The organism is Cedecea colo (assembly GCF_011808225.1).
Taxonomy (GTDB): Bacteria; Pseudomonadota; Gammaproteobacteria; order Enterobacterales; family Enterobacteriaceae; genus Dryocola; species Dryocola colo.
The window spans coordinates 100,280-126,525 of record NZ_SOYS01000011.1; the positions used below are offsets into that span (position 1 = coordinate 100,280).

General features: G+C 52.3%; 25 protein-coding genes. 15 read left to right on the forward strand and 10 right to left on the reverse strand.

All coding sequences use genetic code 11. The features are described from left to right. Positions 1-101 precede the first annotated feature (101 nt). Complete coding sequence (phnD, locus tag E2L00_RS18925) at positions 102-1,118, reverse strand: phosphonate ABC transporter substrate-binding protein (protein WP_167614473.1); 1,017 nt, start codon at positions 1,116-1,118, stop codon at positions 102-104. 26 nt (positions 1,119-1,144) lie between these two features. Beyond that, positions 1,145-1,927 carry a phosphonate ABC transporter ATP-binding protein gene (phnC, locus tag E2L00_RS18930; RefSeq protein ID WP_167614475.1) on the reverse strand — a complete coding sequence of 261 codons (783 nt, stop codon included), beginning with the start codon at positions 1,925-1,927 and terminating at the stop codon, positions 1,145-1,147. 199 nt (positions 1,928-2,126) lie between these two features. Here phnC and E2L00_RS21815 point away from each other — a divergent pair, with 199 nt between their 5' ends. Both E2L00_RS21815 and E2L00_RS21820 read left to right on the forward strand, forming a co-directional pair. Further along, entirely contained in the window at positions 2,127-2,717 is a 591-nt protein-coding gene (locus tag E2L00_RS21815; RefSeq protein WP_167614477.1) for a phospholipase effector Tle1 domain-containing protein, read from the forward strand. Next, entirely contained in the window at positions 2,690-3,340 is a 651-nt protein-coding gene (locus E2L00_RS21820; RefSeq protein ID WP_167614479.1) for a phospholipase effector Tle1 domain-containing protein, read from the forward strand. Before E2L00_RS21815 ends, E2L00_RS21820 begins: the two co-directional genes overlap by 28 nt. Before the next feature lie 468 nt (positions 3,341-3,808). Here the strand turns inward: E2L00_RS21820 and yjdN are convergent, their stop codons facing one another. Beyond that, positions 3,809-4,243 (reverse strand): VOC family metalloprotein YjdN, encoded by a 435-nt coding sequence (yjdN, locus tag E2L00_RS18945; protein WP_167614481.1) that lies wholly within the window; start codon positions 4,241-4,243, stop codon positions 3,809-3,811. A 121-nt stretch (positions 4,244-4,364) separates the two neighbouring features. Then, a complete protein-coding gene (locus tag E2L00_RS18950) occupies positions 4,365-4,700 on the reverse strand; it encodes a zinc ribbon domain-containing protein YjdM (RefSeq protein ID WP_167614483.1) in 336 nt (111 codons plus the stop codon). Between the two features lie 796 nt (positions 4,701-5,496). On the opposite strand from E2L00_RS18950, the gene crfC reads away from it, so the two are divergent. The 5 genes from crfC (at position 5,497) to E2L00_RS18975 (ending at position 12,174) form a co-directional block, all read left to right on the forward strand. Continuing rightward, a complete protein-coding gene (crfC, locus tag E2L00_RS18955) occupies positions 5,497-7,863 on the forward strand; it encodes a clamp-binding protein CrfC (protein ID WP_167614485.1) in 2,367 nt (788 codons plus the stop codon). Beyond that, the gene (locus E2L00_RS18960; protein ID WP_167614487.1) at positions 7,860-8,738 is read left to right on the forward strand and encodes a diguanylate cyclase regulator RdcB family protein; all 879 of its coding nucleotides are present in this window, start codon (positions 7,860-7,862) and stop codon (positions 8,736-8,738) included. The genes crfC and E2L00_RS18960 overlap by 4 nt, the downstream gene beginning before the upstream one ends. A 399-nt stretch (positions 8,739-9,137) precedes the next feature. Further along, positions 9,138-9,452 (forward strand): PTS sugar transporter subunit IIB, encoded by a 315-nt coding sequence (locus tag E2L00_RS18965; protein WP_167614489.1) that lies wholly within the window; start codon positions 9,138-9,140, stop codon positions 9,450-9,452. Between the two features lie 9 nt (positions 9,453-9,461). Beyond that, positions 9,462-10,850, forward strand: coding sequence for a glycoside hydrolase family 1 protein (locus E2L00_RS18970; RefSeq protein WP_167614493.1), 1,389 nt, complete (start codon positions 9,462-9,464; stop codon positions 10,848-10,850). A 1-nt stretch (position 10,851) separates the two neighbouring features. Further along, positions 10,852-12,174, forward strand: coding sequence for a PTS sugar transporter subunit IIC (locus E2L00_RS18975; protein WP_167614495.1), 1,323 nt, complete (start codon positions 10,852-10,854; stop codon positions 12,172-12,174). Positions 12,175-12,277: 103 nt separating this feature from the next. Here the strand turns inward: E2L00_RS18975 and E2L00_RS18980 are convergent, their stop codons facing one another. Beyond that, on the reverse strand, positions 12,278-13,498 hold the full coding sequence (locus tag E2L00_RS18980) for an amino acid deaminase (RefSeq protein ID WP_167614497.1): 1,221 nt from the start codon (positions 13,496-13,498) through the stop codon (positions 12,278-12,280). Positions 13,499-13,699: 201 nt separating this feature from the next. Between E2L00_RS18980 and E2L00_RS18985 the strand changes: the two genes are divergently transcribed. From E2L00_RS18985 to E2L00_RS19005, 5 genes are all read left to right on the forward strand, one after another. Next, entirely contained in the window at positions 13,700-15,130 is a 1,431-nt protein-coding gene (locus tag E2L00_RS18985) for an N-acyl-D-amino-acid deacylase family protein (RefSeq protein ID WP_167614498.1), read from the forward strand. Positions 15,131-15,207: 77 nt separating this feature from the next. Then, positions 15,208-15,603, forward strand: coding sequence for a RidA family protein (locus E2L00_RS18990; protein WP_167614500.1), 396 nt, complete (start codon positions 15,208-15,210; stop codon positions 15,601-15,603). A 195-nt stretch (positions 15,604-15,798) separates the two neighbouring features. After that, positions 15,799-17,289: a sodium:solute symporter family protein gene (locus E2L00_RS18995; RefSeq protein ID WP_167614502.1), complete on the forward strand. Its 1,491-nt coding sequence runs from the start codon at positions 15,799-15,801 to the stop codon at positions 17,287-17,289. Beyond that, complete coding sequence (locus E2L00_RS19000; RefSeq protein ID WP_167614504.1) at positions 17,286-18,140, forward strand: 2-dehydro-3-deoxygalactonokinase; 855 nt, start codon at positions 17,286-17,288, stop codon at positions 18,138-18,140. The genes E2L00_RS18995 and E2L00_RS19000 overlap by 4 nt, the downstream gene beginning before the upstream one ends. Then, positions 18,127-18,735, forward strand: coding sequence for a 2-dehydro-3-deoxy-6-phosphogalactonate aldolase (locus E2L00_RS19005; protein ID WP_167614506.1), 609 nt, complete (start codon positions 18,127-18,129; stop codon positions 18,733-18,735). Before E2L00_RS19000 ends, E2L00_RS19005 begins: the two co-directional genes overlap by 14 nt. A 122-nt stretch (positions 18,736-18,857) precedes the next feature. On the opposite strand, the gene E2L00_RS19010 is transcribed toward E2L00_RS19005, so the two are convergent. Next, complete coding sequence (locus tag E2L00_RS19010) at positions 18,858-19,721, reverse strand: MurR/RpiR family transcriptional regulator (protein ID WP_167614508.1); 864 nt, start codon at positions 19,719-19,721, stop codon at positions 18,858-18,860. Between the two features lie 244 nt (positions 19,722-19,965). Here E2L00_RS19010 and E2L00_RS19015 point away from each other — a divergent pair, with 244 nt between their 5' ends. Both E2L00_RS19015 and yghX read left to right on the forward strand, forming a co-directional pair. After that, entirely contained in the window at positions 19,966-20,844 is an 879-nt protein-coding gene (locus E2L00_RS19015) for a DMT family transporter (protein ID WP_236127782.1), read from the forward strand. Between the two features lie 63 nt (positions 20,845-20,907). Continuing rightward, positions 20,908-21,795: a YghX family hydrolase gene (gene yghX, locus E2L00_RS19020; RefSeq protein WP_167614512.1), complete on the forward strand. Its 888-nt coding sequence runs from the start codon at positions 20,908-20,910 to the stop codon at positions 21,793-21,795. Between the two features lie 37 nt (positions 21,796-21,832). On the opposite strand, the gene E2L00_RS19025 is transcribed toward yghX, so the two are convergent. The 4 genes from E2L00_RS19025 to E2L00_RS19040 form a co-directional block, all read right to left on the reverse strand. After that, positions 21,833-22,798: a sensor domain-containing diguanylate cyclase gene (locus E2L00_RS19025; protein ID WP_167614514.1), complete on the reverse strand. Its 966-nt coding sequence runs from the start codon at positions 22,796-22,798 to the stop codon at positions 21,833-21,835. An 86-nt stretch (positions 22,799-22,884) separates the two neighbouring features. Further along, positions 22,885-23,031, reverse strand: a complete 147-nt coding sequence (locus E2L00_RS19030) for a hypothetical protein (RefSeq protein WP_167614516.1) — start codon at positions 23,029-23,031, stop codon at positions 22,885-22,887. Between the two features lie 106 nt (positions 23,032-23,137). Beyond that, positions 23,138-23,983: a glutathione-dependent disulfide-bond oxidoreductase gene (gene yghU, locus E2L00_RS19035; protein ID WP_167614518.1), complete on the reverse strand. Its 846-nt coding sequence runs from the start codon at positions 23,981-23,983 to the stop codon at positions 23,138-23,140. 814 nt (positions 23,984-24,797) lie between these two features. Beyond that, positions 24,798-25,565 (reverse strand): transporter substrate-binding domain-containing protein, encoded by a 768-nt coding sequence (locus E2L00_RS19040; RefSeq protein ID WP_338031947.1) that lies wholly within the window; start codon positions 25,563-25,565, stop codon positions 24,798-24,800. Positions 25,566-25,984: 419 nt separating this feature from the next. On the opposite strand from E2L00_RS19040, the gene E2L00_RS19045 reads away from it, so the two are divergent. Next, a partial coding sequence (locus E2L00_RS19045) for a transposase (protein WP_167610749.1) occupies positions 25,985-26,246 on the forward strand: 262 nt, incomplete at its 3' end.

A 26,246-nucleotide genomic window follows, 5' to 3' on the forward strand; every position in this document is an offset into this window, starting at 1 on the left:
GATTGCTCCGTTTGTATGGTTAGTGGCGGATGGCGCTTTCGCTTATCCGCCCTACAGGGTGAGCCGTAGGGTGGATAAGCGCAGCGTCATCCACCGCAGAATCACTGCACCGCTTTATTCACGCTGCTCATCGCGCCCAACGCGGCGGTCAGGCGATCCAAATCGTTAAGTTGGTTTTGCAGCGCGCTCACCTTGCTGGTCCGGTCTTTTTCATCCAGCCCTTTGTTGTCCTTCACGCCCTGCATTTGCTTAAACAGCGCGAGCTGGCGAATCGGCACCAGTTGCAGGTCGCTGGACGGGCGGAACGGCGCCCAGGAGAGGCCTTTAAGCACCTGCGCTTCTTCCGGGCTTTTGCCGTAGGTCATAAAGAAGTCATAAATTTTATCTTTGGTGGCTTCGGAGAGGTTTTTACGCCATACGATCGGATCGCCAGGGATCAGCGGGGATTTCCAGATGACCTTCAGATCCTTAAATTTTTCCGGGGCGGTGATCTTTAAACGATCCATGTTTTCGGTGTTGTTGGTCGCCACGTCTACCTGCTTGTTAGCCACCGCCAGCGCATTGGTTTCGTGGTTGGCGTTCACCGAGCGCTTGAAGTCGCTCACGGTCACGTTGTTTTTGGCGAACACGTAATAACCGGGAACGAGATAGCCTGAAGTAGAGTTAGGATCGCCGTTGCCGAAGGTCAGATCTTTACGCTTCGCCAGCATGTCGTTCAGGTTGTTGATCGGACTGTCTTTATTGACGATCAGCACGCTCCAGTAGCCCGGCGAGCCGTCGGCCGCTACGGTTTGCGCAAAGACCTGCCCGTTAGCGCGGTCCACCGCTTCCATGGCGGACAGGTTGCCGTACCAGGCGATATCCACTTTGTTAAAACGCATGCCCTGGATGATTCCCGCGTAGTCCGGGGCAAAAAAAGCATTCACTTTCATGCCCAGCTTCTTCTCCATATCCTTCAGGAACGGGTCCCACTGGGGCTTCAGGTTTTGCTGGGATTCGGTAGAGATGATGCCGAAGTTCAGGGACTTCTCTTGTTCATCCGCGTGGGCCGCGTTGAACAGGGCACTGACGCTTAACAGGCTGGTAAAGGCGAGGGCCTTAACGGCTTTGTAGCTCATGACGGTTCCTTGAGTCGATAAAAGTGTTACGCAGCGACCGCATCGACGCGGGCCATGCTGCGATAGAGATTCCCCAGCCGTTCGCTGTCGAACGCTGAGCTGCTTCCGTCGTAAAACACATGTCCCTGACGCAGCGCGACAATGCGGTCGCAGTAGCGCAGGGCGTAGTCCACCTGGTGCAGCGTCACCACTACGGTGATGCCGTCCAGACGGTTAATGTCGTGCAGGGTTTCCATCACGATGCGCGCGGATTCCGGGTCAAGTGAGGCAATCGGCTCATCGGCAAGAATGACTTTCGCCTGCTGCATCAGCGCGCGGGCAATCGCCACGCGCTGCTGCTGCCCGCCGGAGAGGGTAGAGACGCGCTGATAAGCAAACTGCGCCATGCCGACGCGGGTCAGCGCCTGTAGCGCACGCTGTTTTTGTTCGCGGGTGAACCAGTTAAGACAGGTGCGCCAGAGCGGCGTGGAACCCAGCGCGCCAGCCAGCACGTTTTCCAGCACCGTCAGGCGGTTCACCAGGTTGAACTGCTGGAAGATATAACCGGTATGGGCGCGGCTTTTGCGGATATCGCTCGCCAGACGGCCCGATTTTTGTACCGTGCGGCCGAGCAGTTCGATATGGCTTTCCGGGGCCTTATCAGAGGTAACCAACCCGCTCAGGTGACGCAAGAGGGTGGATTTGCCTGAGCCAGAAGGCCCCAGCAGAGCGACCATCTCACCTTCATTCACCTCAAGATCCACCGCACACAGCGCCTGATGCTGGTTAAAAGTTTTGCTCAGTTTGTTGACGCGAATAATCGTTTGCATCACAAGGCCTCCTCGAAAAGTTGCCTTATGGTGCCGACGAAATGTGTCGTTTTTGTTAAATCAAGGTTTCGAAAAGATGAAGAGTGCGCCGGGATGAGGCGGCTAACGCAAAGTCGCCAGACTAATCAGCTATTTGTCGTATTGTGACGAGACTTGTTTTTGCCTTTGCTATAGGGATACCTCTGGGGAGGCATAAATAATGAGCAAAAATATAATTTTTTGCGCGGACGGGGCGTGGGCGACTCCGGGTTTTGCAGCGCAGGCGGAAGAAACAGCGGCTGTCAGTAACGTTTACCAGCTATTTATCGATATGAAAGGGCTGGTGGATAAGCAAAGCCTGCTGCTGGCGAATGAACAGGAAAAAAACTGGATTGACGGCAGCGGGGATGTGGCACAGGTCGCAAAGTACATTCATGGCGTGGGCAATCCGCATAACAGCTTTGTGAAGCTGCTGGACGGCACGTTCGGCGCCAGCTTTGTTACGCCTGTTGTGCGTGGCTACACTTTTATCAGCCGTCACTGGCAGCCGGGTGACCGCATCTATCTGGTCGGGTTCAGTCAGGGCGCCTGGACGGCGCGCATGCTGGCTAATCTGATAATAGATAAGGGATTGTTGAGCCGGGACAGGTTACAGCTCGATGAGCGGAACAAAGAGGAGTGCTGGCGACTGGCGTCATCCGTCTGGGCACAGCACCGGGCGCATACGGCCGGAGTAAGCGGTCATCAGCTCGGTGCGGTGCTAAGGGATTTTCCGGCGTTTTTTTGCGACAGCGTGACCCCGCCTGCATGACGACCGGCGTACCCGTTGAGGCCGTGGCGGTGTGGGAAACGGTAGGGCATCTGGGCATACCTGAATACTTTAACGACAAGCGGACGAGCGTTTTCCGCTTCAGTAATAACGAGCTTCATCCGCAGGTAAAGTACGGTTTGCAGGCCATCGCCATAGATGAGCAGCGTGCTGATTTGGCGCCCGCGATATGGGATAACCGGGATCGCATCGTTCAGGTCATGTTTCCTGGCATTCATCATGATGTGGGAGGCGGCTACAACTGCTTTGCAGGAGAATGCGGGTTATCGAATGGCGCTTATTTGTGGCTACACGACGCGCTCGACGATCTGGGCATGCACCTCTTGCGCAGCGAGATAATTGCCGATCCTCTTGGACGTTTGCACTGCGAATGGTTTCCGCCCACGACCTGGCAGCGCATCGCGCCCCGACGACTGCCCGCACCGCTTACCTCTTCCATGATGATTCACCACTCGGCGGTCGAGCGTCTGAAGGGTGGATCGCTGCTGCCGTATCAATCTGCGGACAACGGAGCATGGCTGACGGGCAGCTATAACCCGCAATCTCTACAGCGCTATTTCCATACGCCCTGGGAAGTTCCGAGGGAATGGGCTGTGTCGCGCTAGCCCATATATCAGCAAACACTTGTTTGAGCATATCCGGGTGGCGCATTACATTACGAGGCTGGCCAATTAATTTATCACGGGCGAATTCGCTGGCGTCGATAAGATCGTCGTTGGTCTACGTAATACAGCTATTAAAATCGGTAGTAGACATTCATGTAGCATTATTATGCAGAATATATTCTATATCCGTAACCGAAGAGCGCTGGCGCAGACTTTATCCCTTTTAAGGAGAACAATCCTGTCCACGGGGTACGTTATAGTATTTTTGGCACGGGACGATGTAGCTTTAGGCTTAAACCGGCATGGTATTCGACTCTCCTGAAATAATAATCATCGCAATAATGATAATTACTCGCACGAAATAATATAAAAGCGAATAAAAAGAAAGGGCTTTCTCGATTGAATTAAAAGCGCTTTTTAAGCTAAGGCTCGCGGTAGCAAGCCTTAACGATCGGTGAATGCAGCGTATTACATCGGTTTTACGACATTCACCATCCAGGGTATGCCGTATTTGTCGGTTAACATGCCGAATCCTTCAGCCCAAAACGTTTCGCCCCACGGCATGGTTATGTCTCCGTCTTCCGCAAGGTTGTCAAACCAGCGCTGCCCTTCCGCTAAATCACCGGTTGCAAGGCTTAACGCGTAACCGGTGTGTTTAACTCTATCCGCACACATATTTCCGTCGCTCATCATTACTTCATGATCGCCGATGCGAACGTTGGCATGCATGATTTTATCGTCCGCCCAGTTAAAACCGCTGGCGCAGTCTTCCGGGGTTTCTTCATCGTTTGGCATTTCACCAAAGGTCATTTTAAAAAGCAGTTGCGCGCCAATTGCCTGTTGATAAAAAGCGATCGCTTCTTCACAGGTGCCGTCAAAAAAAATATAGGGACTAACAGACATCGGTCATTCCTCTTCTGTATGCAGAGTACAGAAGAAGTGTAGTTGCGTACGCCCGGGCAAGCCAGACGGAGAGCCGGAAGATTTTGCCCTCTCCCGGGAGAGGGACGAAAAAAGTAAATACTTAGTTTTTCTTCACAAACTCGGATTTCAGCTTCATTGGGCCAAAACCATCAATCTTGCAATCGATGTTATGGTCACCTTCGACCAGACGGATATTTTTTACTTTGGTGCCGATTTTCAGCATTGAAGAGCTGCCCTTTACCTTCAGGTCTTTCACTACCGTCACGTTGTCGCCGTCTGCCAGCAGGTTGCCGTTGGCATCTTTAACAATCAGTTGATCCGCGTCAGGCGCGGGCTCGGCGTTATTCCATTCATGTGCACACTCCGGGCAGATAAACATCCCGTTGTCTTCGTAGGTGTACCCGGAATTGCATTGTGGGCAATGAGGGAGTTGCATATAGTTAACCTCACAAAAGAATAAAAATTAGAAATGGCTGTAAAACAGGGATTTCAGCGAAAATGACGGCGAACCGCCAAAAAGTATCGATATTATACACAAAATCCTTGCTTTTGTGGGGTTTTTGGGAAGACCGGCTCGCCGGGCCTGCGTTAGCTGATTGAAAAAACTTTTGCGCTGACACCTCCTGTCACTTGCCGGGGGTATGGTGGCAACGGTGGATGCATTACGACAGAAGTCAGAACGTAAACGATCTGCGGCACCTGGCAAAACGCGCAGGTCCCGCTGTGGTTTATCTCTGGAGCGTTATAAAGATCTGGAGACAACTTATTTATCCGCGATCTATTCCTGATTGATTGTTTTTGGAGTATGAATATGAAAATAGCCCAGCGTTAAATAGACATTTTTAAGAATTAAATAATCTGTTAGATTCCCGAAGCTATTGTCGGTTTATCAACAGAAATGCGCTACGCTGTGTGGCACCATGCCCTCTGGTTACTTGCCAGGGTATTTGGAAATTATTGGGTGCAGAGGGTTATCACACCGAAACACGGATGTTAAGCCAAATCAAATCATTAGAAACAGTGGCCGGGACATTTATGCCCGCAGGCTACCCGTGTAACGCTTATTTTACCGCAGGTCCGGCAGCGTCATTTAAAAGCCAGAATTGCGGTTTGGTGCGATATTGAACAATAAAATATTTTCCTCACGTAATTATAAAAGCCGGTATTGCATTAGCGTAAAAAAATAATGCTCTCATAAAAACCGGATAATTTGAGTTAAGGAAACATTTTTTATGCACACGCAAACAATCTTCGAATTAAGCCAGGAGGCTGAGCGGCTATTACAGCTCGCTTTACAGAACCTGCACGCATTAAAAACAGCGCCGTTCGCGACGCAAAACGAGCAAAGCTTAAATAACCTGCGTTCCGTGGCGCCCGTTGTTCCTCTGCAATTCAGCGCCCGCGGCATTAACGTTCAGCAGGCCATGTTGCAAAATGAGCTGCGTAAAATTACCCAACACGAAATGGTGCTGGCGATTGTCGGTACTATGAAGGCAGGCAAATCAACGACAATAAACGCCATTATTGGCACTGAGGTACTGCCAAACCGTAACCGACCGATGACAGCGCTGCCGACGCTGATTCGCCATACGCCGGGCCAGCGTGAACCGATACTCCACTTCCCACACGTTTTACCCATTGAAGCGCTGATGGGAGAGCTGCAGCAGAAATTAAAAGAGCTGGATCGTGAAGCGCTTATGCAGCAGCTGGAAATCGATCGGGATATGGACGAACTGCTGTCGCGCATTGCCTGCGGCGGCACCTTCGAGAAGCATTACCTGGGTGCACAACCCATTTTCCATTGTTTGAAAAGCCTCAACGACCTGGTGCGTCTGTCCGGCGTGCTTGAGGTCCCTTTCCCGTTTAAGGCCTATGCCGCTATTGAGCATGTGCCGGTCATTGAGGTGGAGTTTATTCACCTGGCGGGCATGCAAAAAGGGTCCGGGCAGCTTACGCTGCTGGATACCCCGGGGCCAAACGAGGCGGGGCAACCTCATCTGCAAAAAATGTTGCAAGAGCAGCTTTCTCAGGCTTCTGCCGTGCTGGCAGTGATGGATTACACCCAGTTGAAATCCATATCCGATGAGGAAGTGCGCCGGGCGATTCTGGGCGCCGGAAAATCAGTCCCGCTTTACGTGCTGGTCAACAAGTTCGATCAAAAAGATCGTAACAGTGACGATGAATCCCAGGTCAAGGCGCTGATCTCCGGCACGTTAATGAAAGGCAATATCGAGGCGGACCACGTGTTCCCGGTTTCTTCCATGTGGGGCTATCTTGCAAACCGGGCGCGTTTCGAGCTTGCGGAGCATGGCCAGTTGCCCGATCCGCAGGAGCAGCGCTGGGTACAGGATTTTGCCGAGGCCGCGCTGGGCCGCCGCTGGCGCAGCTCAGATCTTGCCGATATCGATCATATTCGTCATGCCGCCGATCTGCTGTGGGAAGATTCGATGTTCGACTCCCCGGTGAAAACTATTTTGCATGCGGCACATGCCAACGCTTCCATGTATACGCTTCGCGCGGCGGCGCAGAAACTGCTTAATTATGCTCAGGGAGCGGAAGAGTATCTGAGCTTCCGCTGTCAGGGGCTGCAGGTGGCGAATGAAAAGTTACAGAGCAATATTCGCCTGCTGGAAGACGACCTGTCATTGTTGCAGTCCAGCCAGCAGGATATCAGCCGTATTATTCGCAACGACGTTGAAAAAGCGGTTAGCGATATTGCGGAATTTATCAATCGCTACGAAAAACGCATTAAGGCGGATATTGACGACTATTTCCAGCAGGGAAAGGTACACGAGGATGTAGCACGACATTCGTTCAAACTGTCCACCGCGCGCAGCCGTGATTTCGAAGCGGGTTGTGAATCCATCACCGTTGTCGACGAACAGGCCGCGCGGCTGTTGCTCAATAAGATACGCGCTTCAAGCGAAATCATTTTACTGGTCTCCCAGCAAGCGATGACCGAAGAGCTGGCGCTGCTGCTTAATAATCTCGAAATCTCCTTAATGGACACCTTACGCGAGACGCTGAAGCCGATTGAAAAACGAGTCGCGGACGGGCTGGCGCTCTCGGGATTCAGGGCGCATATCAGCCTGCCTGCTTTCCAGGCCAGCCAGCTTAACTTCAATGCGCAGCATGCTTTTAACGACGTTATCGATCGTCAGGAGATTCCCGTGTCGCAGCTTCGTCGTCAGAACGGGATGCGTGGCGCGGTGGCGCGCTGGCTGAACAGCGATGACTGGGGCTGGGAAGGGCATACGGAGACCCAGAGCCGCTACGTTATCGCTCTGCCGGATTTACAGCATAGATTGCACAGGCACGTAGCCTCTTTCCTGGCACAGCTGAATAAAGCGATCGTTGCGCAGGTTGATATCTCTGTGATGGCGGGCATGGCTTCTTTCTTTGCTGATTTTACTCAGGCGCTGGAAGCGATAAAAAGTAACCTCCAGCAGAGCCTGGTGGCGCGTTTGCAAAACGAAGAGGCGTTGCAAACGCTACAGAACCAACTCCTGCAATGCGTAAGAACGGCGCGGTATATTCATGAAGATACCCGTTTATTAAAGGATGATATCCAGACGCTTTTCGCGGCGGAGCACCAATGAGCAATTTATTACTTGCGGGCCCGGTCAGGACCCTGGAATGCATGACAGAGAAGTTTGTCGTTGATTTCGCAAACGGTATCGATATGGCGCGCGATCCGTGGCGCAGCCAGCAGGCCAAAGCGTTTTACCAGCGTCTGAAAGAGGAATTCGCCGGGCAAAACCGCCTGCACTACTGGGGAATCGATAGCGCAACGCCCGAAAGCATGGAAGCATCTCTCGCCTGGCTTGGACAGCTCATCGGCACGACGGCCAAAAGCTATCTGGCCGCAACGCTGGTACACGAGCGTCTAAGTCAGATGGAAACGGCTGCGGCGCGCGTGGCCTATTATTCCTCTGAAGGGCGCGACCAGCTAAGTCAGCTAAATAAATTACTCGAACAACGGATAAACAAGCTCGAACAGCAACTGCGAAGTATCGATCTGTATCGTCAGGGAACGGTGCACTGTGAGCAGATTTTCGCCCGCTGGCGTGGCGGACATTATTTTGCATTTTCTCCCGCCGGACGCTGTTATGTTGCGCTCACGGAGCTTTGTTGGGGAACGTTTGGTGATGCGCTGCGTCTTTGCAGCGAAGAGCGGGCAGCACAGCTGCTTGAACTGGCGCGCGAGCTGACAATAGGCCGTCTTGCTGAGGATGTTAACGCTTCTCCACGCACGCGCCATTATTATCATGAATGGCTGGCCACGCCGTCCGCGCCGGATTTAATGGAGCATAAAGACGCGCTGGTTTGGCTGGGCAACAGCAGCGACAGCGATCGGCAGCCGGTGAGTTACTCCGTTACGCAGAGCTGGCAAAGCATCGCGCTTGGGATGCCGAGAATTTGCTCGGCAATGCGTCTGGGTAGCGCCATGGTGGATGAGGTATTTAGCGAGTAATTTTTAAAAAATTCATCACCTATGAAACAGGTATATTAAAAACCGGCGGCTTGAATACAATCATTGTGCAGGATTGATTCGCCGCCTTGTCCCCCGTGGCCCGGTGCTGAGAAAAACTTTCCGCTTTTATTATGGAAAGTAAATTACCTGTTGCTGGCGGCATGGGCCATTTATAATTATTTCCCTGAGTTGCGCCACGCCCTTTATTTTTATTGTTGTAACAGATCTATCTGACTGATTAATATAGTTAAAAAGAATTTATATCATTGATCCGCTGAAAAGTATCAGTCTATAAAACCAATTCTGTGTTGCCCCTCACTTGCCGCTTTTTACCACACTCCGCAATATATATTTTGCCGCGTGTTGCGGATAATCACGCTTATAACGTCAGGGGATAAGATGAAAAAGATTTTTTTATGCTGCGCTGCGGGTATTTCGACCAGCATGTTAGTGGAAAAAATGAAACAGGCCGCCGTCAGCCGCAATATCGCAGTGGAAATCACGGCGGTACCGGTATCTGATTTTGAACAAATAGTCACCGAGGCCGATGTTATTTTGCTTGGCCCGCAGGTGAAGTTTCAGCTACAGAGTTTATCCAGTGCCGCCGCGCCATACGGCGTGCCGGTAGCGGCGATTGATATGATGCAGTACGGCTCAATGCAAGGCGATAAGGTGTTGGATCACGCTTTGTCTTTATTACCAAATCAACAATAAGGGCAGGCTATGAATTACCGTTTTCCTGATAATTTCTGGTGGGGTACAGCAACCAGCGCAACTCAGTCTGAAGGGCACACGCCGGGCGATGGCAAGGGCGAGAATATCTGGGATTATGCCTCGCATCAGTTTAATCAACGTTTTTTTGCCGGCGTAACCTCGGACGAAACCTCAACGTTTTACCGGAATTATCGGGAAGACATTCAGCGCGCCAAAGATATCGGCCTGAATTCTTTTCGTACTTCCCTTTCCTGGTCGCGATTAATTCCCGACGGTGACGGAGAAGTAAATCCACAGGCGGTGAATTTTTATAACGCGGTAATCGACGAATTACACGCTCAGGGCATCGAACCTTTTATCAATCTTTACCACTTCGATATGCCGATGGCGCTTCAGGAAAAAGGCGGCTTTGAAAATCGCGAAGTGGTAGATGCTTTTACCCGCTATGCGCGTATTTGTTACCAGCTTTTTGGCGACCGCGTGCGCTACTGGTTCACCTTTAACGAACCATTAATTCCTGCGGAAGCGGGTTATTTGCATCCCCGCCATTATCCTTACGTGACGGATTTCCGTCGTGCGGCCCAGGTGCTGCATCACATCGTTCTGGCGCATTGCAAAGCCGTTGCCGCTTGGCGAGAGATGGATATTGTAGGGCAGATCGGCATCATTATGGATGTGATTCCGGTCTATCCGCGAAGCGACACGCCGGAAGATCTGCTGGCCGCCGAAATGGCCGATCTCTTTTATACCCGCAGTATTAACGAGCCTGTTTTGCTGGGGCGCTATCCTGACGAACTGATTGCCATACTTAGAGAACATGGCCAGTTACCAAAAACTTTGCCCGGCGATTGTGAGCTAATTGCCCGCACGCGAATTGATTTACTGGGGATAAATTATTACCGCCCGCGTCGCGTAAAAGCGCGCGAAACGCTGCTGGATGAACCAAATGGTTTTGTGCCTGAGCGATTCTTTGAGGAATACATTATGCCAGGGCGCAGGATGAATACTTTCCGCGGCATCGAGATTTACCCGCCAGCGCTTTATGACATCGCGATGGTGGTAAAAGAGCGCTACGGCAATTTGCCCTGGTTTGTTTCGGAAAACGGCATCGGTATTCAGAACGAAGAGCAGTTTATGGTTAACGGCCAGGTACAGGACGATTACCGGATTGCATTTCTGCAAGAGCACCTGAGCTATTTGCATCAGGCAATAGCCGACGGCAGCAATTGTCTGGGTTATCACATGTGGACGTTTATCGACTGCTGGTCGTGGCAAAACGCTTATAAAAACCGCTACGGTTTTTACCGCCTGGATTTAGCTACCCAGCAGCGTTCGCTGAAAAAATCGGGGCAATGGTTCCGGTCGGTGATTGAAAATAACGGGTTCGAGGGGGCATAGCATGTCTTACTTTGAAAAGCTGGCCGAAAAAATGCTGCCGGTGGCGAATGCTATTGGCAATCAGCGGCATATGCAGGCGATCCGTAACGGATTAATTTCAATTTTACCCCTGACGATTGTCGGATCGTTTTTCGTTATTTTACTCAACATCCCCATCAAAGGTTATATGGATTTTATCGCGCCCTGGCGCGATATGCTGGATGTGCCTTTCCGTTTTACCGTCGGGCTGATGTCGCTGTATGCCGCTTTCACCATTGGTTCTTTCCTGGGAAAAAGCTACAAGCTCAACGATATTACCAGCGGGCTGCTGGCGATGTTAGCAACCCTGCTGATGATTGTGCCGGTTAATATTAAGGAAGGCATTACCGTTGCCGGAGAGGCGGTTTCCGGATGCTATATTCCCATTACGTCGCTAAGCTCACAGGGATTATTTGGCGCGATTATTTCGTCACTAATTGCTATTGAGATCTACCGGTTTATCAAAGTCCGCAATATCGAAATTAAAATGCCAGAAGGCGTGCCGCCGGTGGTGGCAAGCTCCTTCTCGGCGCTCTTTCCGACGCTTGCGGTAGTTCTGATCTTCTGGATCCCGCGTCACTTTTTGAATATTGATATTAACGCCATCATCAGCTTTATCATTATGCCGCTGAAGGGCTTTATGACCGGCAGCAACCTGTTTGGCGGGATCGTCACGCAGTTCTTTATCGATCTGTTCTGGGTTCTTGGGATCCACGGGCATGCCGTCATGGGGCCGCTGATCCGTCCGCTTTGGGATCAGGCTATTGTGCAGAATATGGAGCTGTTCCAGGCCGGCACCAGCGCTTACGACCTGCCGAATATTTTCACCGAGCAGTTCTTCCAGTGGTATGCGCAGATGGGCGGCACCGGATCGACGCTTGCCCTGGTGGTGCTGTTTATCCGTTCGAAAGCTACCTATCTTAAGTCGCTGGGTAAACTGTCGTTTATTCCGGGCCTGTTTAACATCAACGAGCCGATGATTTTTGGCGCGCCGATAGTAATGAACCCGATTCTGGCCGTTCCGTTTATTCTAGCGCCGATGGTGAATACCGTCGTGGTGTACCTGTTTACCATTACCGGGCTTATCCCACGCATGATGGTGAAACCGCCATTTACCATTCCGGCTCCGCTGGGGGCGCTGATCACCACCAACTGGAACCTGATAGCCTGCGGGCTGGTGTTTATCTGCTTCTTTATTTCGCTGGCGATCTACTATTCGTTCTTCAAAGTTTATGAGAAGAAGATGCTGGAAACCGAGCAGCAACAGCGCGAAGAAGAGAAGGCGAAGCAGTTGGCGGATGCTTAAGGCGATGCCAGGTGGCGCTTTGCTTACCCGACCTACAAACCAATATCTTGTAGGGTGGATAAGCGTAAGCGCCATCCACCTGTTGCCACCCATCTTTCTTAAATCAGAAAGCCGTCTCTAACGTCTCCAGCACGTTATATTCCTCGTCCACCAACAACAGCGCCTTCCACTTGTCGAACGTCAGGCACGGGTGGGAGGTGCTGAACACCAGAATATCGCCAACCTGCACGTCGGCATCGGGCCTGAGCTTCAGCATGGCGTGTTGATCCATAATGCCTGTCGTTTCGATAGCTTCCGCAGTCAGGCCTAAAGCTTTGCCCTGGCGGTAATGCGCAACGGGCTGCGGCAAGCCTGCATCGAAAGCGCTGTCGCGTTTGCCGAAGTTCACAATCGCCCGGTCGCTTTCCGGTACGGACTGCACCATGGCGACCAGCTCCAGCGCGGACACCAAATCTCCGCCCAAATCGCAGGCCACTTTGTCGCGGGCCATCAGTTCATCCTGCGCTTCCTGATAAATTCCGCCATCGTGCGTAATGTAGCAACCTGGACGGATCACCACGCGGCAGTTTGCTGGCTTCTGCGCCTCCAGCCAGACGTTACACACCACGTCATACCAGACCGAACCCGCGCCCGTAAGAATAAATTCGCCTTCTACATAACGCTCAAGCTGGCAGGCCAGGGCTGCGGCATCACGCAGGAGCGCTTCCACTTTTGGCTGCGGATTTTCGCCGTGCAGCACGCCTTCGTACAGCTCCAGACCGCGTAAACGCAGGCCCGGTAAGCCTGAAATCGCTTCTGCAAGCACGAGAGCCTGTTCCGCGGTACGGCAGCCGCAGCGTCCGCCCGGCACGCCCAGCTCAATCAAAATATCAAGCTGTTGGTGTTGCGCACTAAAGAAGGCGGAGAGCGTTTTGGCGTTGGCGATGCTGTCTACGCAGCAAAGGTAATCTACATCCTGATACTCGCTTTTTAGCTTTGCTACCAACTGCATGTTTGCTTTGCCGACGAGCTGGTTAACCATTAAAACCCGCTTTACGCCGCTTACCATAGCGATGCTCGCCTGCCAGGCGCTGCCGACGCCCACGGCCCAGGCGCCAGCCTGCTGTTGCTGCTGAAATATCCACGGCGTCATGGTTGTTTTGCCGTGCGGCGCAAGAGAAACGCCGCGCGTATCGGCATAACGTTGCATCCACTGAATATTATTTTCCAGCGCGGCTTTTTTAATGACGGCGGCAGGCAGACAAACCTCCTCGTTCAGGATGTTGGCGGCGTGGTTCATCAGGGCAGATTTATGCGGAACGAGGTTACTCTCTTGGTATTTCATAACATAATTCCTTTGCGGTTATCTTTTCTTTCAGAATGGGTATCGTTTTTAACTTATTGAAAATAGATAATATATATATGACGAATTGGTTATTTTGAATAAAAGTATCAGAAAATCCTATGCATTTTGCGTAGTCTTCCACTGTTTTTCTCACTTGTAAATGGTTAACTTTAGCCCAGAACACAACGGGGTGAGGAACACATGAAGTTCGACTATCTGTTCAGGAATGTTACGGTCATTGACGGCAGCGGCGGCCCGGAATACCGCGCCGATGTGGCGATTCAGGGCGATCGCATCGCTGAGATTGCGCCCTCGATTAGCGCGGAAGCACGCTATGAAATCGACGGCACGGATCGCGTACTGGCCCCGGGTTTTATCGATGTCCACACCCACGACGATATCAATGTGATTCGTATGCCGGAGTACCTGCCGAAAATCAGCCAGGGCATCACAACGGTAATTGTTGGCAACTGCGGCATCAGCGCGGCGATCGCAAGCATGAAAGAAACGGTGCCGGATCCGATGAATTTACTCGGTGACGTTGAGCACTTTATCTACCCAACGGTTGCGGCCTATGCCGAAGCGGTTGAAGCGGCAAGCCCGGCAGTGAACGTCGGCACGCTTATCGGCCACACCGCGCTGCGTAATAACCATATGGACGATTTGTTCCGCGCCGCGACGGCAGAAGAGATCGACGGCATGCGCGGCCAGCTTCGCCTGGCGTTGCAGCAGGGCGCGCTGGGTCTGAGTACCGGTCTGGCCTACGCCACGGCGTTTCACTCCTCCACTGAAGAAGTGATGGCGCTGGCCGAAGAGTTGGCGGCAGAAAAGGGCATCTATACCACCCATCTGCGTTCGGAGTTCGAACCGATTCTGGAAGCGCTCGACGAGGCGTTTCGTATCGGTCGTCACGGCAAGGTACCGGTGGTTGTTTCACACCATAAATGTGCCGGGGCGAAGAACTGGGGCCGCACCGTTGAGACGCTAAAGCTGTTCGATAAGGTGCGCGAGCAGCAGGATGTTTCCTGCGACTGCTATCCATACTCCGCCAGCTCTTCAACGCTGGATATGAAACAAATTACCGACGAGTTCGACATCATTATTACCTGGTCTGAGCCGCACCCGGAAGTTGCCGGGCAGTCGTTAAAGCAGATTGCGCAAAGCTGGTCGATGTCACTTCACGAAGCGGGGAAATTACTGATGCCCGCCGGGGCAATTTACTACAACATGGACGAACGCGACGTGCGGCGCGTGTTGAGTTACCCGGTGACGATGGTCGGCTCAGACGGTCTGCCAAACGACCCGATGCCGCATCCGCGCCTGTGGGGCGCATTCCCGCGCGTGCTGGGGCACTATAGCCGCGACGAAAAGCTGTTCCCGCTCACGGTTGCTGTCCACAAGATGACGGGTATGTCAGCGGCGCGTTTCCAGCTCCCGGAAAGAGGCCTGCTGAAACGCGGCTACTATGCCGATCTGGTGCTGTTCGACCCGGAAACGGTACGCGACGTGGCAAGTTTCAGCGATCCCCAGCAGCCTGCTGCGGGAATTGAAGCGGTGATGGTCAATGGTGTGATGAGCTATGGTCGTGATAAACAGGTTATCGGACGTGCCGGGCGGTTTTTGCGCCGGTAAGTTTTGTCGGATGACCATGAATGGGTTTTGTTGAGTGGATAAGCGAAGCGCTATCCACCATGGGTAAAGGAGCAACAATGAGCATTAAACGTTACGGAGTAGGGGACAGCACCGGTACTGGCGGACAGCGCCTGCCGTTTGCTAAAGCGGTGGAAGCGGGCGGCTGGCTGTACGTTTCCGGGCAAACGCCGATGAAAGACGGCGAAGTGGTGGAAGGCGGTATTATCGAGCAGTCCCGCCTCGCGATTCAGAACTGCGTGGATATCATGGAAAGCGCGGGTTACACCCTGGCGGACGTGGTGCATGTGAAGGTTTTCCTGACCGATGCGCGCTACTTCCAGTCATTTAACCAAGTGTTCAGCGAATTTTTTGCCGACCATCCGCCAGCCCGGGTTTGCTGTGTGGCCGATCTGGTTGTGGATTGTAAAGTGGAAGTGGATTTGACCTGTTATAACGCTGAGCGCGTAAAATAAATCTGACGTAGGGCGGGTAAGCGCATGCGCCACCCGCCGCAATAAACGGTAGATGGCGCATGCGCTTATCTACCCTATAAAAAAATCTACTCATTAAATTATTAACGGTACTCCCTATGAAGAGTGCCAACGGGTTTCCTGTATGTTTTTTTCAGGCGGCTAATTTCACCTTAATGATTAATCTGGAAGTGAGCCATGAATAATTACTCTTTTTTAATTTGGTTTGCGATTTATGCCTGCGCGATGATTACCCTCGGCTGGTATGTTTCACGTAACCAGAAAAATGGCGATGACTTTTTATTAGGCGGTCGGTCGTTACCCATGATTTTAACCCTTGGCTCAACCGTTGGCACCATGGTCGGCACCGGTTCGAGCGTGGGCGCGGTGGGCTTTGGCTACACCAACGGTTGGGCAGGAATGCTTTACGGCCTCGGCGGCGCAACGGGTATTTTGCTGGTGGCCTGGCTATTTGCGCCGGTACGTAAAATGCGCTTTATGACCATGAGCGAAGAAATCTCTTATTACACCGGCGGCAGCAAAATTATTAAAAACGTGGTGGCGATATTAATATTTATTGCTTCTATCGGCTGGCTGGGCGCACATATTCTTGGCGGCGGATTATATCTCGCCTGGGCAAGCGGTATTGATATTAATACGGCGAAAGTTATTATTGCTGCGGCCTTTGTGGTTTATGTCGGCATCGGTGGTTATTCTGCGGTTGTATGGATTGATACCGTTCAGTCGCTCATTCTGTTTGTTGGTTTTATTCTGATGGCGGCGCTTGCCGTGCATCACGTGGGCGGCTGGAGTCACATTCAGCAGGCCGTTGATCCGGCAGCGCAAAGCCTGTTTGCGGTTGATAAACTCGGCATCCTGCCCGCGTTTTCATTGGCGATGGTGATTGGCGTCGGCGTGCTGGCAACGCCTTCTTACCGCCAGCGGATTTATTCTGCCAAAACGGTTGGCACGGTGCGTAAATCCTTCGTGATAACCGGCCTGCTGTACCTTGGCTTCTCCTTCCTGCCTGCGATTATCGGTATGGCGGCTTACACCATGAACCCGTCGCTTGAAAACAGCGGTTTTGCCTTCCTGTTTGCAACGCAGGTCCTGCCGCCGGTACTGGCGATGGCGGTGCTGATCGCGGGGATGTCGGCCAACATGTCTTCCGGTAGTTCTGACGCTATTGCCGCGGTTTCAATTATGCTGCGCGATCTCTATACCCTGATTACCGGGCATATGCCCGCGCCGGAAAAAGCGATTCGCATGTCGCGCATTTTCCTCGTGCTGGTGATTGGCCTGGCGCTGCTGTTCGCTCTGACCTCCAACGACATCATCGGCTATATCACCAAAATGATTTCGATGATTATGTCCGGGATGTTCATCTGCTCGATACTGGGACGCTTCTGGACGCGCTTTAACTGGCAGGGCGCGCTGGCAGCCCTTATCGGCGGGGCTGGCGCTTCTTTGGTGGTGCTGTTAAACGAGAGCTGGACGAACTTCTGGGGCAACCCAGTGGTGCCGTCCGTGCTGGCGAGCCTGAGCTGTGCGGTGATTGTTACGCTGGTCACTCCGGCCAGCAAAATGAGCCGAGAAGAGGCGCTGGAAATGATCACCCGCGAACGCGAGAACCAGCCGGAAGCCGTGCCGGTGCCGCTGGGTAAACGCGCTACGGGGAACGCACGATGAGTGAGAGCTATATCGCCGTTGACTGGGGCTCAACGCACCTGCGCGCCTGGCTGTATCGGGACGGGCAGTGCGTGGATAGCCTGCAATTTCCCTGCGGTGTGGGTCGCCTGGAGGAGCAAACCGCGCGTGAAGCGTTCGATAAATACATTGAACCGTGGCGCAAACCGGGCGGCGTACCGGTGGTAATGGCCGGCATGATCGGCAGCGATGCGGGCTGGCAGCCCGTACCGTATCTGGCGTGCCCGGTGTCGCTGCATGAGTTGAGCGTGCAACTTTATGAAGTGGCACCGCAGGTGTGGATCGTACCGGGTTTGAAAACGTCCCGGAACGTGATGCGCGGCGAAGAAACGCAGCTGCTGGGCGCGATGCAGCTTGCTCCCGCTTCCTGCTATGTTTTGCCCGGCACGCACAGTAAATGCGTGCGGGTGGTGAACGGTGCGGTAAGCCACTTTTCTACCGCGATGACGGGCGAACTGCATCACGTCCTGATGAACCATTCGCTAATTGGCAAAGGGCTGCCGGAGCAGCGCGACGATAATGTAGCGTTTCAGGCAGGTTTACAGCGCGGCCTGGATACCCCGCCGCTCGTTAACCAGCTTTTTGAAGCGCGCGCGACGCGAGTGCTGGGCGAGCTACCTTCTGAATCCGTCAGCGACTGGCTTTCAGGTTTGCTGATTGGCGCAGAAGTGGCGGCGATGGAGAGGGCAGGAAACGTGACGCTGGTAGGAGGCAAAGCGCTTTGCCGCCGCTATCGGCAGGCGTTTGAAAAGGCCGGTATTACAGCCGATGAAATAGCGGGCGACGCCGCTTTCCAGCAAGGGATAAGGAGCATTCTTGATGCAAGACGCTAAACCTTTAGTCGCGATTTTGCGCGGCATTTATCCCCACGAGGCCAGCGATCACGTGGGTTCACTTATTAAAGAAGGGTTTCGCTATATCGAGATCCCTCTGAATTCGCCGAACTGGCAGCAGAGTATTCCGCAGATGGTGGAGCACTATGGCAGCCAGGCGTGCATTGGTGCCGGAACGGTGTTGCAAATCGAGCAGGTAGATTTCCTGGCGCAGGCCGGGGCGAAGCTTGTGGTAACGCCGAATACCAATCCGGCGGTGATCCGCCGGGCGGTTGATGCGGGTATGCTGGTTTGTGCCGGCTGCGCCACAGCCAGCGAGGCTTTTACCGCGCTGGAAGCCGGGGCGCAGTGGTTGAAGATTTTCCCGTCGTCAGCTTTTGGCCCGGCCTATATTTCGGCGTTAAAAGCGGTGCTGCCGTCTTCCGTGCCGGTACTGGCGGTTGGTGGAGTAACGCCGGAAAATCTGGGTGAATATTTGCGGGCAGGCTGCGCGGGCGCGGGGCTTGGTAGCGATCTGTATCGCGCCGGACAAAGCGTGGAGACGACGAGGGCTCAGGCCAGAAGGTTTATGAAAGCTTTTATCCCCTCACCTTAATCCTCTTTCCAAAGGGGAGAGGAAACTGAAAGGAGGCTTGTTCTGTCTTCCCAAAGGGGAGAGGAAACTAAAAGGACGCTTATTTTCCTTCCCCCTTTCAGGAAGCGGGCCGGGGTGAGAAATTAATCCCCTAACGGCTGCCTGTCCACGCCACCACGATGACTATCCAGCGCCAGCTTGATACGCCGTAGCCGGTCTTTCGCCTGGTTCTTATTCGCCATTGCCAGCTCCGTTGCCAGCACGTCAACCATCGCCAGCATCGCGTAGCGTGAAGTGCTCGGCTTAAAGATGTAGTCGTTTTCCCGCACGATAAGCGGCAGGACGAGATCGGCATTGGCTGCCAGCGGTGAATCCTGCGGCGTAATAGCGATAACCTTTGCGCCGTACTGTCTTGCCATCGCAGCACTTTCAATGATTTCCGGCGTATAGCCGCCCAGCGAAAGCGCAAGCACCACGTCATTTGGCGTCACGGCGGAACACATCATTCTGACCAGCAGGCCGTCGCTCTGGCTGACTACCGGCAGGCCAAGGCGGAACAGGCGAAACTGCACTTCCTGAGCGCAAATCGTTGAGCCGCCGCCCATGCCAATCGCCAGTATTTGTCGCGCATCGCTCAGCCACCCGACGGATTTTTTCAGGGAACCGGGATCGAGCGCCCGACGATTAATATCCAGTACGTTAATGATAGTTTCGTAGATACCCTGCACGCCTTCAAGGTCCGGCACGTCGAGAATAAAGCGCTGCCCGACGGCCAGCGACTGCGCGAGTTTCACCTTCAGCTCCCGAACATCTTTGCAGCCAATCGCTCGCGCAAAACGGGTAATCGACGCCTGGCTTGACTCGGTAAGCCGCGCCATTTCTGCAATCGGTAAAGTGGCTGCCGATTGCACGTCATCAAGAATAAATTGCGCGATGCGCTTTTCCGTCGCGGTAAGTTCCACAAAGCGGTCGGTGATGCAGGAAATAATGTCGATGGAGAAAGCCATAGCGCGTCCTGAAAAATAAAGATAAATGACCGGTACTTTGTACCATAAATATATTCTGGCAGGGAAAAATGGTGGCAGACGCCCACGTTTTCCCTCCGGCAACGGCCATAACTGGTAGGGGAAATAACGAGCAATTTTTTTCTATTCACGGATAATGTCGGATTCTGAAACGACAGTTTATTTTTGTAAGGGATCGCGCGTGGAAAGCAACGTATCGCTGTTTACCCATAAAAAATTTGCATGGATGTGCGCCGCTTTCTGTTGCCTGCTGTGGGGAAGCGCATACCCGGCGATTAAAAATGGTTATGAAATTTTTGCGATAGCCATCGACGATTTGCCCGGTAAAATCGTCTTTGCCGGTTATCGTTTCGTTATCGCCGGGCTTTTACTGCTGGCATTTGCGGTTGTGCAGGGTAAGCCGATCGGGCGTTTGTCCCGCGGGCAGTTTTCTCAGCTGGTGGCTTTAGGCGTGACGCAAACCGCTTTGCAGTACATCTTCTTTTATATCGGCCTTGCTTATACCACCGGCGTGAAAGGGTCGATCATGAACGCGACCGGGACTTTTTTCAGCGTGCTGCTGGCGCACTTCATTTATCATAATGACCGGCTTAGCATGAATAAAATCGTCGGCTGCGTGCTGGGTTTTGCTGGCGTGATGGTGGTGAACTTTAACAGCCAGCTGATGGATTTTAGCTTTAGCTGGATGGGCGACGGCTTCGTGGTGCTGGCGGCGTTTATCCTTTCCGCCGCGTCGCTGTATGGTAAACGCATCTCGCAGACTGTCGATCCCACGATTATGACCGGCTGGCAACTGGCGACAGGCGGCGTGGTACTTACCATAGGCGGTTACCTGGCGGGAGGAGCGCTTGCGTTTCACGGCTGGGAATCGGTGGCGATTCTGGGTTATCTGGCGCTGCTCTCTTCCGTGGCTTTCGCGCTCTGGAGCCTGCTGCTGAAATATAATCGCGTGGGGATGATTGCGCCGTTTAATTTCCTGATCCCCGTTTCCGGCGCCGTGCTTTCGGCTATTTTCCTGCAGGAAAGCATTCTGGAATGGCGCTATGCCCTCGCGTTAGTGCTGGTATGTTTTGGGATCTGGCGAGTCAACGTGACGCGCGGATAGTTTACAAAATCGTCGTTTGCAGGCCATTATTTATCCATCTTTCACGGATAAAAGGGCCTGCAGATGACCAGAATGACAGCGAAAGATTTCCCTCCTGAGCTTCTCGAATACTTCGATTTTTATGTGCATGGCAAAATCAGCAAGCGCGAGTTTCTTGATCTGGCGTCTAAGTTCGTCGTTGGCGGCCTTTCTGCCGTGGCGCTCGGCACGCTGCTGACGCCCAACTACGCTTTTGCGCAGCAGGTAGAATTTACCGATCCCGATATTTTGCCGGAATATATTCATTATCCTTCGCCGCAGGGGCACGGCAGCGTGAAGGGCTATTTTGTGAAGCCCGCAAAGGCGACGGGGAAAGCGCCTGCCGTGGTGGTGGTTCATGAAAACCGGGGCCTGAATCCTTATATCGAAGATGTGGCGCGGCGCGTTGCGAAGGCGGGATTTATCGCGCTGGCACCGGACGGATTAAGCTCGGTCGGTGGCTATCCGGGCAACGATGAAAAAGGTCGCGAGCTACAGCAGCAGGTCGATCCCAACAAGTTAATGAACGATTTCTTTGCCGCAATAGAATTTCTGCTGCACCACGAAGCGACGAACGGCAAGATCGGCATTACCGGGTTCTGCTACGGCGGCGGTGTGGCGAACGCTGCGGCAGTAGCTTATCCGGAGCTGGCTGCGGCGGTGCCTTTCTACGGCAGGCAGCCGAAAGTGGAAGATGTGCCGCGCATCAAAGCGCCGCTTTTACTGCATTATGGCGAGCTGGATTCCCGCATCAACGAAGGCTGGCCCGCCTATGAGGCCGCGCTGAAAGCCAATAACAAAATCTACGAAGGATATATTTACCCCGGTGTGAATCATGGTTTCCATAACGATTCGACCCCGCGTTACGATAAAGCGGCGGCAGAGCTGGCGTGGAAGCGGACGATCGACTGGTTTAATAAATATCTGGTTTAAGCGGGGCCGGATAAGCGTAGCGCCACCCGTCGCAATATTATGTTTGCAGCAGAATGGCCGTACCCGCAGCGATGCCGTTTTTACCGGTGCGTTTAATAAGATACATGGCCTCATCGGCGCGGATTAACGCGTCGGTGAAATTGTCATTTTCCCAGGACTCATCGATGCCGATTGATGCGCCAACGTTAGCGGCGCCGTTGCCTAATTCAAACGGGGTAATGGCGGCGTCCAGACAGCGTCTGGTTATGTCGCCAATTTCCGGCCGATCCAGCGTCCAGGGCATCAGCAAAATGAATTCATCGCCGCCAATGCGGCCAATGGTGACCTCTGGCGGGCAGGCGTCGCGCAGGCGCAGGCTAAGCTGGAGCAGCACTTCGTCCCCGCTGCGGTGACCGAAGGTGTCGTTAACGTTTTTAAAGTCATCCAGATCGATAAAGGCTACACAGAGCGGCCCAAGCTTTTTCATCAGATCGAACTGCGCGTGCAGCGCGTGACGGTTGGTTAACCCGGTCAGCGGGTCGTGGTTGGCGAGATTGGCAAGCTGCTGTTCGTACTGCTTTTCTTTGGTCATATCGATATGGGTGCCGGTGACTTTGAGCGGCTTTCCGCCATTGTCCCATTCGGTTACCCTGCCACGATCCAAAACCCAGGTGACGTTGCCGTTTTTGGCCTGCATGCGATGCAGTGCTTCATAAAACGGAGCTTTGCCGTCGAGATGATTGTAAAACGCCGACAGCACCATCTCCTTATCTTCCGGATGCAGATGCTCACGCCACACCTCGAAATGAGCGCTAAGTTCTTTGGGTTGATAGCCCAGCATTGAACCCCATCGGCGATTAAAAATGACCAGCTTGCCGCTGGGTATATCCAGCTGCCACAGGCAAAGACCGGTGCCGTCCAGAGCCGCACTGAGCTTGTTTCGCGCGTCGTGTGCGATTCTTCTGAGCCGGGCATTATGCTTTTTGAGGTTCTGGATCTGCTGCCTGAGAGCGTCTTCGGACATTGACCATGGTTATGTTCAAATAATATTCATTTTTAACATTTATTAATGAGTTGTAAATATGGCCCGCGAAAAACTTATGCAGATAGCTACCCAGCTTCCATTTTTGCCTGCTTACGCGATAAAAAATTAGACATCAATAAACGAGACGCCACAGCCAGCGTGAGCAGCATTATCGACAAAAACGTGCGGGTCAGCAGAGAGGTGATGGCGCTCGGGCAACTGCTGTAAAACATAGCCGTCGCCATTTTTAAATGAAAGTAATTATCATTTATTAGGCGTGTGGATAATTTCCGGGCAGGGATAACCCGGCAGAGCGCCGGGTCGTTTTGCGCAGGAAGGTTACAGCTTAAAGGCGTCAAAATCCGTTGCGTCATGACGTTCAGGCAGCTGCTCGTCGCCCCAGGTGCGATTTACGATACGCCCGCGCTTAACGGCAGGCCGATTCGCCACTTCATCAGCCCAGCGGTTAAAGTTTTTATACGACGCGACCTCAAGGAATTCGGCAGAATCGTACAGGCCGCCTTTTGCCAGCGCGCCGTACCATGGCCAGATGGCGATATCGGCAAGGGTATAGTCATCGCCTGCGATAAAGCGATGGTTTGCGAGCTGGCGATCCAGCACGTCAAGCTGGCGTTTCGTTTCCATCGCAAAACGGTTGATGGCATATTCGATTTTCAGCGGCGCGTAGTGATAGAAGTGACCGAAACCACCGCCAAGGTAAGGCGCGGAACCCTGCAGCCAGAACAGCCAGTTCAGCGTTTCGGTACGCGCAGCGATATCTTTCGCCAGGAAATGACCGAATTTCTCTGCCAGATAAAGCAGAATCGAACCGGATTCGAACACGCGAATCGGCGGCGTGGCTGAGTTATCCAGCAGCGCCGGAATTTTGGAGTTTGGATTCACTTCGACAAAGCCGCTGGAAAACTGATCGCCCTCACCAATACGAATCAGATGCGCATCATATTCCGCTCCACTTATACCAAGCGCTAACAGCTCTTCCAGAAGAATCGTTACCTTCTGACCATTAGGCGTACCCAGCGAGTAAAGCTGTAGCGGATGCTTGCCCACGGGCAGCGCTTTCTCGTGAGTCGGTCCGGCAATCGGGCGATTGATGTTAGAAAACTGTCCAGCCTCTGACTTGTGCCAGGTCCAGACTTTTGGCGGTTGGTAGTTGTTTTCGGACATGCTGTTGACCTGCCTTTTGATAAGCACCAGGGAGAAAGATAATGACTCTGAAGTGTAGCAGGAGGGAAGAGGAAATTGAGCAATATCACCCGAAATGCATAAGCCTGACCTTGACTTAGGTGGACTCCAGGCCAGGTTCTGCCAGGCCGTGAACGTTGTTTATGTCTTGCCGGTAAGCATGGATTTCGGGTCCGCGGCATCTACTCTATCCATATAACCGGGTATGGCATTCTTTTATGAAGAGATTAAGCGGTGGGAACTTAACGGCAGATAGTTATAAAATAGGGACAGGTATAGACTTTGTGCTCTAAAAAATTAACCTGGCTGAAATTAATTCCTTGATATTTTATTTATCCAGCCACCCAAAACAGGGATGTTTGCTAATCCTGCTTCTATTGTTCCGCCAGCAACTGAGCCTATAGCGCTACCAATATTATTCCCAAGAGCAGGGAGCACATTGTTAAAGTTATATCCACAATAACAGGAAATTTGTCCTTTAGCGTCGTGCTTACGAGCCCGTAGCCAAGCCAACCTCCCGCAGATGATAATCCGTCCTGAATAAAACCAGCGCCGAAAGCTATTCTATTTCTACAAGATTTAGTTTTCTCATTTTAACGCACCATGTTTTATTATTTACGCTCGTAATACTCTATCCCTGTTCGAAAAGATTATAATGTTTTTCAGGGACCCAGATAGCAAATTATATGATTTGCTTTTTCAGATAAATTAAAGAGTGCTAACACAAAATATTATGGCCAGCGTTGGCTTCCTGGGCTGTGGTTTCACTCAGAAACCACAGAAAGGTTTGTCGATCTTACTCTGATAACTGCCACTGCCGGATAAGCTTTATTTTTGAGCCGCCTGCCAGCCATTTATTGACAGCGTCAAGCAGCTCCGGCTTATCTTTGTTCATCATATAAACTTTATAGCTAGCGGTACCGGGTAGCGTATCTGGTGTTGCAACACAGAGCGTACCGGGCTCTTTAGTCTGGTAATAATCACCTTCAATAAGGTCGGTAAACATAATGTCTGCCTGGCGATCCCGAATCCCCTGCAGGTTGGCAAAATTATCTTTAGTACGGATGATCTGAGCATACTTAATATGCTTATCGACGTAAGACTGATTGGTTCCGCCTGGATTAACGATGACCCGAACTCCCTTACGATCGATCGCTTCAAGTGACGTAAAGGTCTTTACTTTGTCACACTGGGTCAGCGCTATTTTACCATTTTTAACTACCGGGGCAGAAAGGGCGAACTGGGCTTTTCTGCCGGGTGTTTCCGTTACTCCTCCCATTGCGATATCAAATTTGTCGGCGGCCAGATCGTCAGATAACGTTGGCCAACTGCTTAGCACAAAGCTGACTTTAAGCCGCAGATCCTTGCTTAATGCTTGTGCCATATCTATGTCGAAACCAACCAGTTTCCCTTGTTTGTCATGGAATGCCAGCGGCGCATAATCGCCTGGTACGCCTATACGTAATTCGCCACTTTGTTTGATCTCCTGCCAGCTTTTAGCCAGAGCAGGCTGAATGCACACAAGGGACGAGAGAAACACAAAGCCAAAACATAGTTTATTCACTATTTCTCCATTAAAGGTTTAGGTTAACGTTGTTGATGTTTTCGTGTTATTGGGCTTAAAGAGTGCCATTTTCGATATTATGACTGCAAGCTACAATGGTTAAAAATGGAGTTATATTCCGAATATTATTTACCTGCTAAGGGATTAAATGCAGGTCTGCAACTAGTTTTAAGTGCGAAACAAAATAAGCCATAGCGATGTTAATGCCATATTTTATTGTCATCCTTAAACCATCTCCTGGAGAGTTTACTCACTCAGTTGTGTGCCCACTATTCGCGGGTAGGATCAGGACCAGATCAGATGCAATTATGGACATATCAAAAGTGAAGCGATGATGCTTCCCTTCCCCTGACCGGTGAATCGCCACGGGTTTAACAGACATCTCTGAGTCATTTAAAATGGCTTAAAAAGAGGTGGACATGAGCAGTAAGCGTTATCCTGAAGCGTTTAAAATTGAAGCAGTCAAACAGGTTATTGAGCGTGGCCATTCTGTTTCCAGCGTTGCAACACGTCTCGATATCACTACCCACAGTCTTTACGCCTGGATAAAGAAGTACGGGCCGGACTCTTCCATCCACAAAGAACAGTCAGATGCTCAGGCTGAGATCCGCCGACTCCAGAAGGAACTGAAGCGGGTTACTGACGAACGGGATATATTAAAAAAAGCCGCGGCGTACTTCG

Bases quoted from the DNA above. Each gene is read 5' to 3' on its own strand.
- phnD (WP_167614473.1), bottom strand. From the start codon at position 1,118: ATGAGCTACAAAGCCGTTAAGGCCCTCGCCTTTACCAGCCTGTTAAGC.
- phnC (WP_167614475.1), bottom strand. From the start codon at position 1,927: ATGCAAACGATTATTCGCGTCAACAAACTGAGCAAAACTTTTAACCAG.
- E2L00_RS21815 (WP_167614477.1), top strand. From the start codon at position 2,127: ATGAGCAAAAATATAATTTTTTGCGCGGACGGGGCGTGGGCGACTCCG.
- yjdN (WP_167614481.1), bottom strand. From the start codon at position 4,243: ATGTCTGTTAGTCCCTATATTTTTTTTGACGGCACCTGTGAAGAAGCG.
- E2L00_RS18950 (WP_167614483.1), bottom strand. From the start codon at position 4,700: ATGCAACTCCCTCATTGCCCACAATGCAATTCCGGGTACACCTACGAA.
- crfC (WP_167614485.1), top strand. From the start codon at position 5,497: ATGCACACGCAAACAATCTTCGAATTAAGCCAGGAGGCTGAGCGGCTA.
- E2L00_RS18960 (WP_167614487.1), top strand. From the start codon at position 7,860: ATGAGCAATTTATTACTTGCGGGCCCGGTCAGGACCCTGGAATGCATG.
- E2L00_RS18965 (WP_167614489.1), top strand. From the start codon at position 9,138: ATGAAAAAGATTTTTTTATGCTGCGCTGCGGGTATTTCGACCAGCATG.
- E2L00_RS18970 (WP_167614493.1), top strand. From the start codon at position 9,462: ATGAATTACCGTTTTCCTGATAATTTCTGGTGGGGTACAGCAACCAGC.
- E2L00_RS18975 (WP_167614495.1), top strand. From the start codon at position 10,852: ATGTCTTACTTTGAAAAGCTGGCCGAAAAAATGCTGCCGGTGGCGAAT.
- E2L00_RS18980 (WP_167614497.1), bottom strand. From the start codon at position 13,498: ATGAAATACCAAGAGAGTAACCTCGTTCCGCATAAATCTGCCCTGATG.
- E2L00_RS18985 (WP_167614498.1), top strand. From the start codon at position 13,700: ATGAAGTTCGACTATCTGTTCAGGAATGTTACGGTCATTGACGGCAGC.
- E2L00_RS18990 (WP_167614500.1), top strand. From the start codon at position 15,208: ATGAGCATTAAACGTTACGGAGTAGGGGACAGCACCGGTACTGGCGGA.
- E2L00_RS18995 (WP_167614502.1), top strand. From the start codon at position 15,799: ATGAATAATTACTCTTTTTTAATTTGGTTTGCGATTTATGCCTGCGCG.
- E2L00_RS19000 (WP_167614504.1), top strand. From the start codon at position 17,286: ATGAGTGAGAGCTATATCGCCGTTGACTGGGGCTCAACGCACCTGCGC.
- E2L00_RS19005 (WP_167614506.1), top strand. From the start codon at position 18,127: ATGCAAGACGCTAAACCTTTAGTCGCGATTTTGCGCGGCATTTATCCC.
- E2L00_RS19010 (WP_167614508.1), bottom strand. From the start codon at position 19,721: ATGGCTTTCTCCATCGACATTATTTCCTGCATCACCGACCGCTTTGTG.
- E2L00_RS19015 (WP_236127782.1), top strand. From the start codon at position 19,966: ATGTGCGCCGCTTTCTGTTGCCTGCTGTGGGGAAGCGCATACCCGGCG.
- yghX (WP_167614512.1), top strand. From the start codon at position 20,908: ATGACCAGAATGACAGCGAAAGATTTCCCTCCTGAGCTTCTCGAATAC.
- E2L00_RS19025 (WP_167614514.1), bottom strand. From the start codon at position 22,798: ATGTCCGAAGACGCTCTCAGGCAGCAGATCCAGAACCTCAAAAAGCAT.
- E2L00_RS19030 (WP_167614516.1), bottom strand. From the start codon at position 23,031: ATGTTTTACAGCAGTTGCCCGAGCGCCATCACCTCTCTGCTGACCCGC.
- yghU (WP_167614518.1), bottom strand. From the start codon at position 23,983: ATGTCCGAAAACAACTACCAACCGCCAAAAGTCTGGACCTGGCACAAG.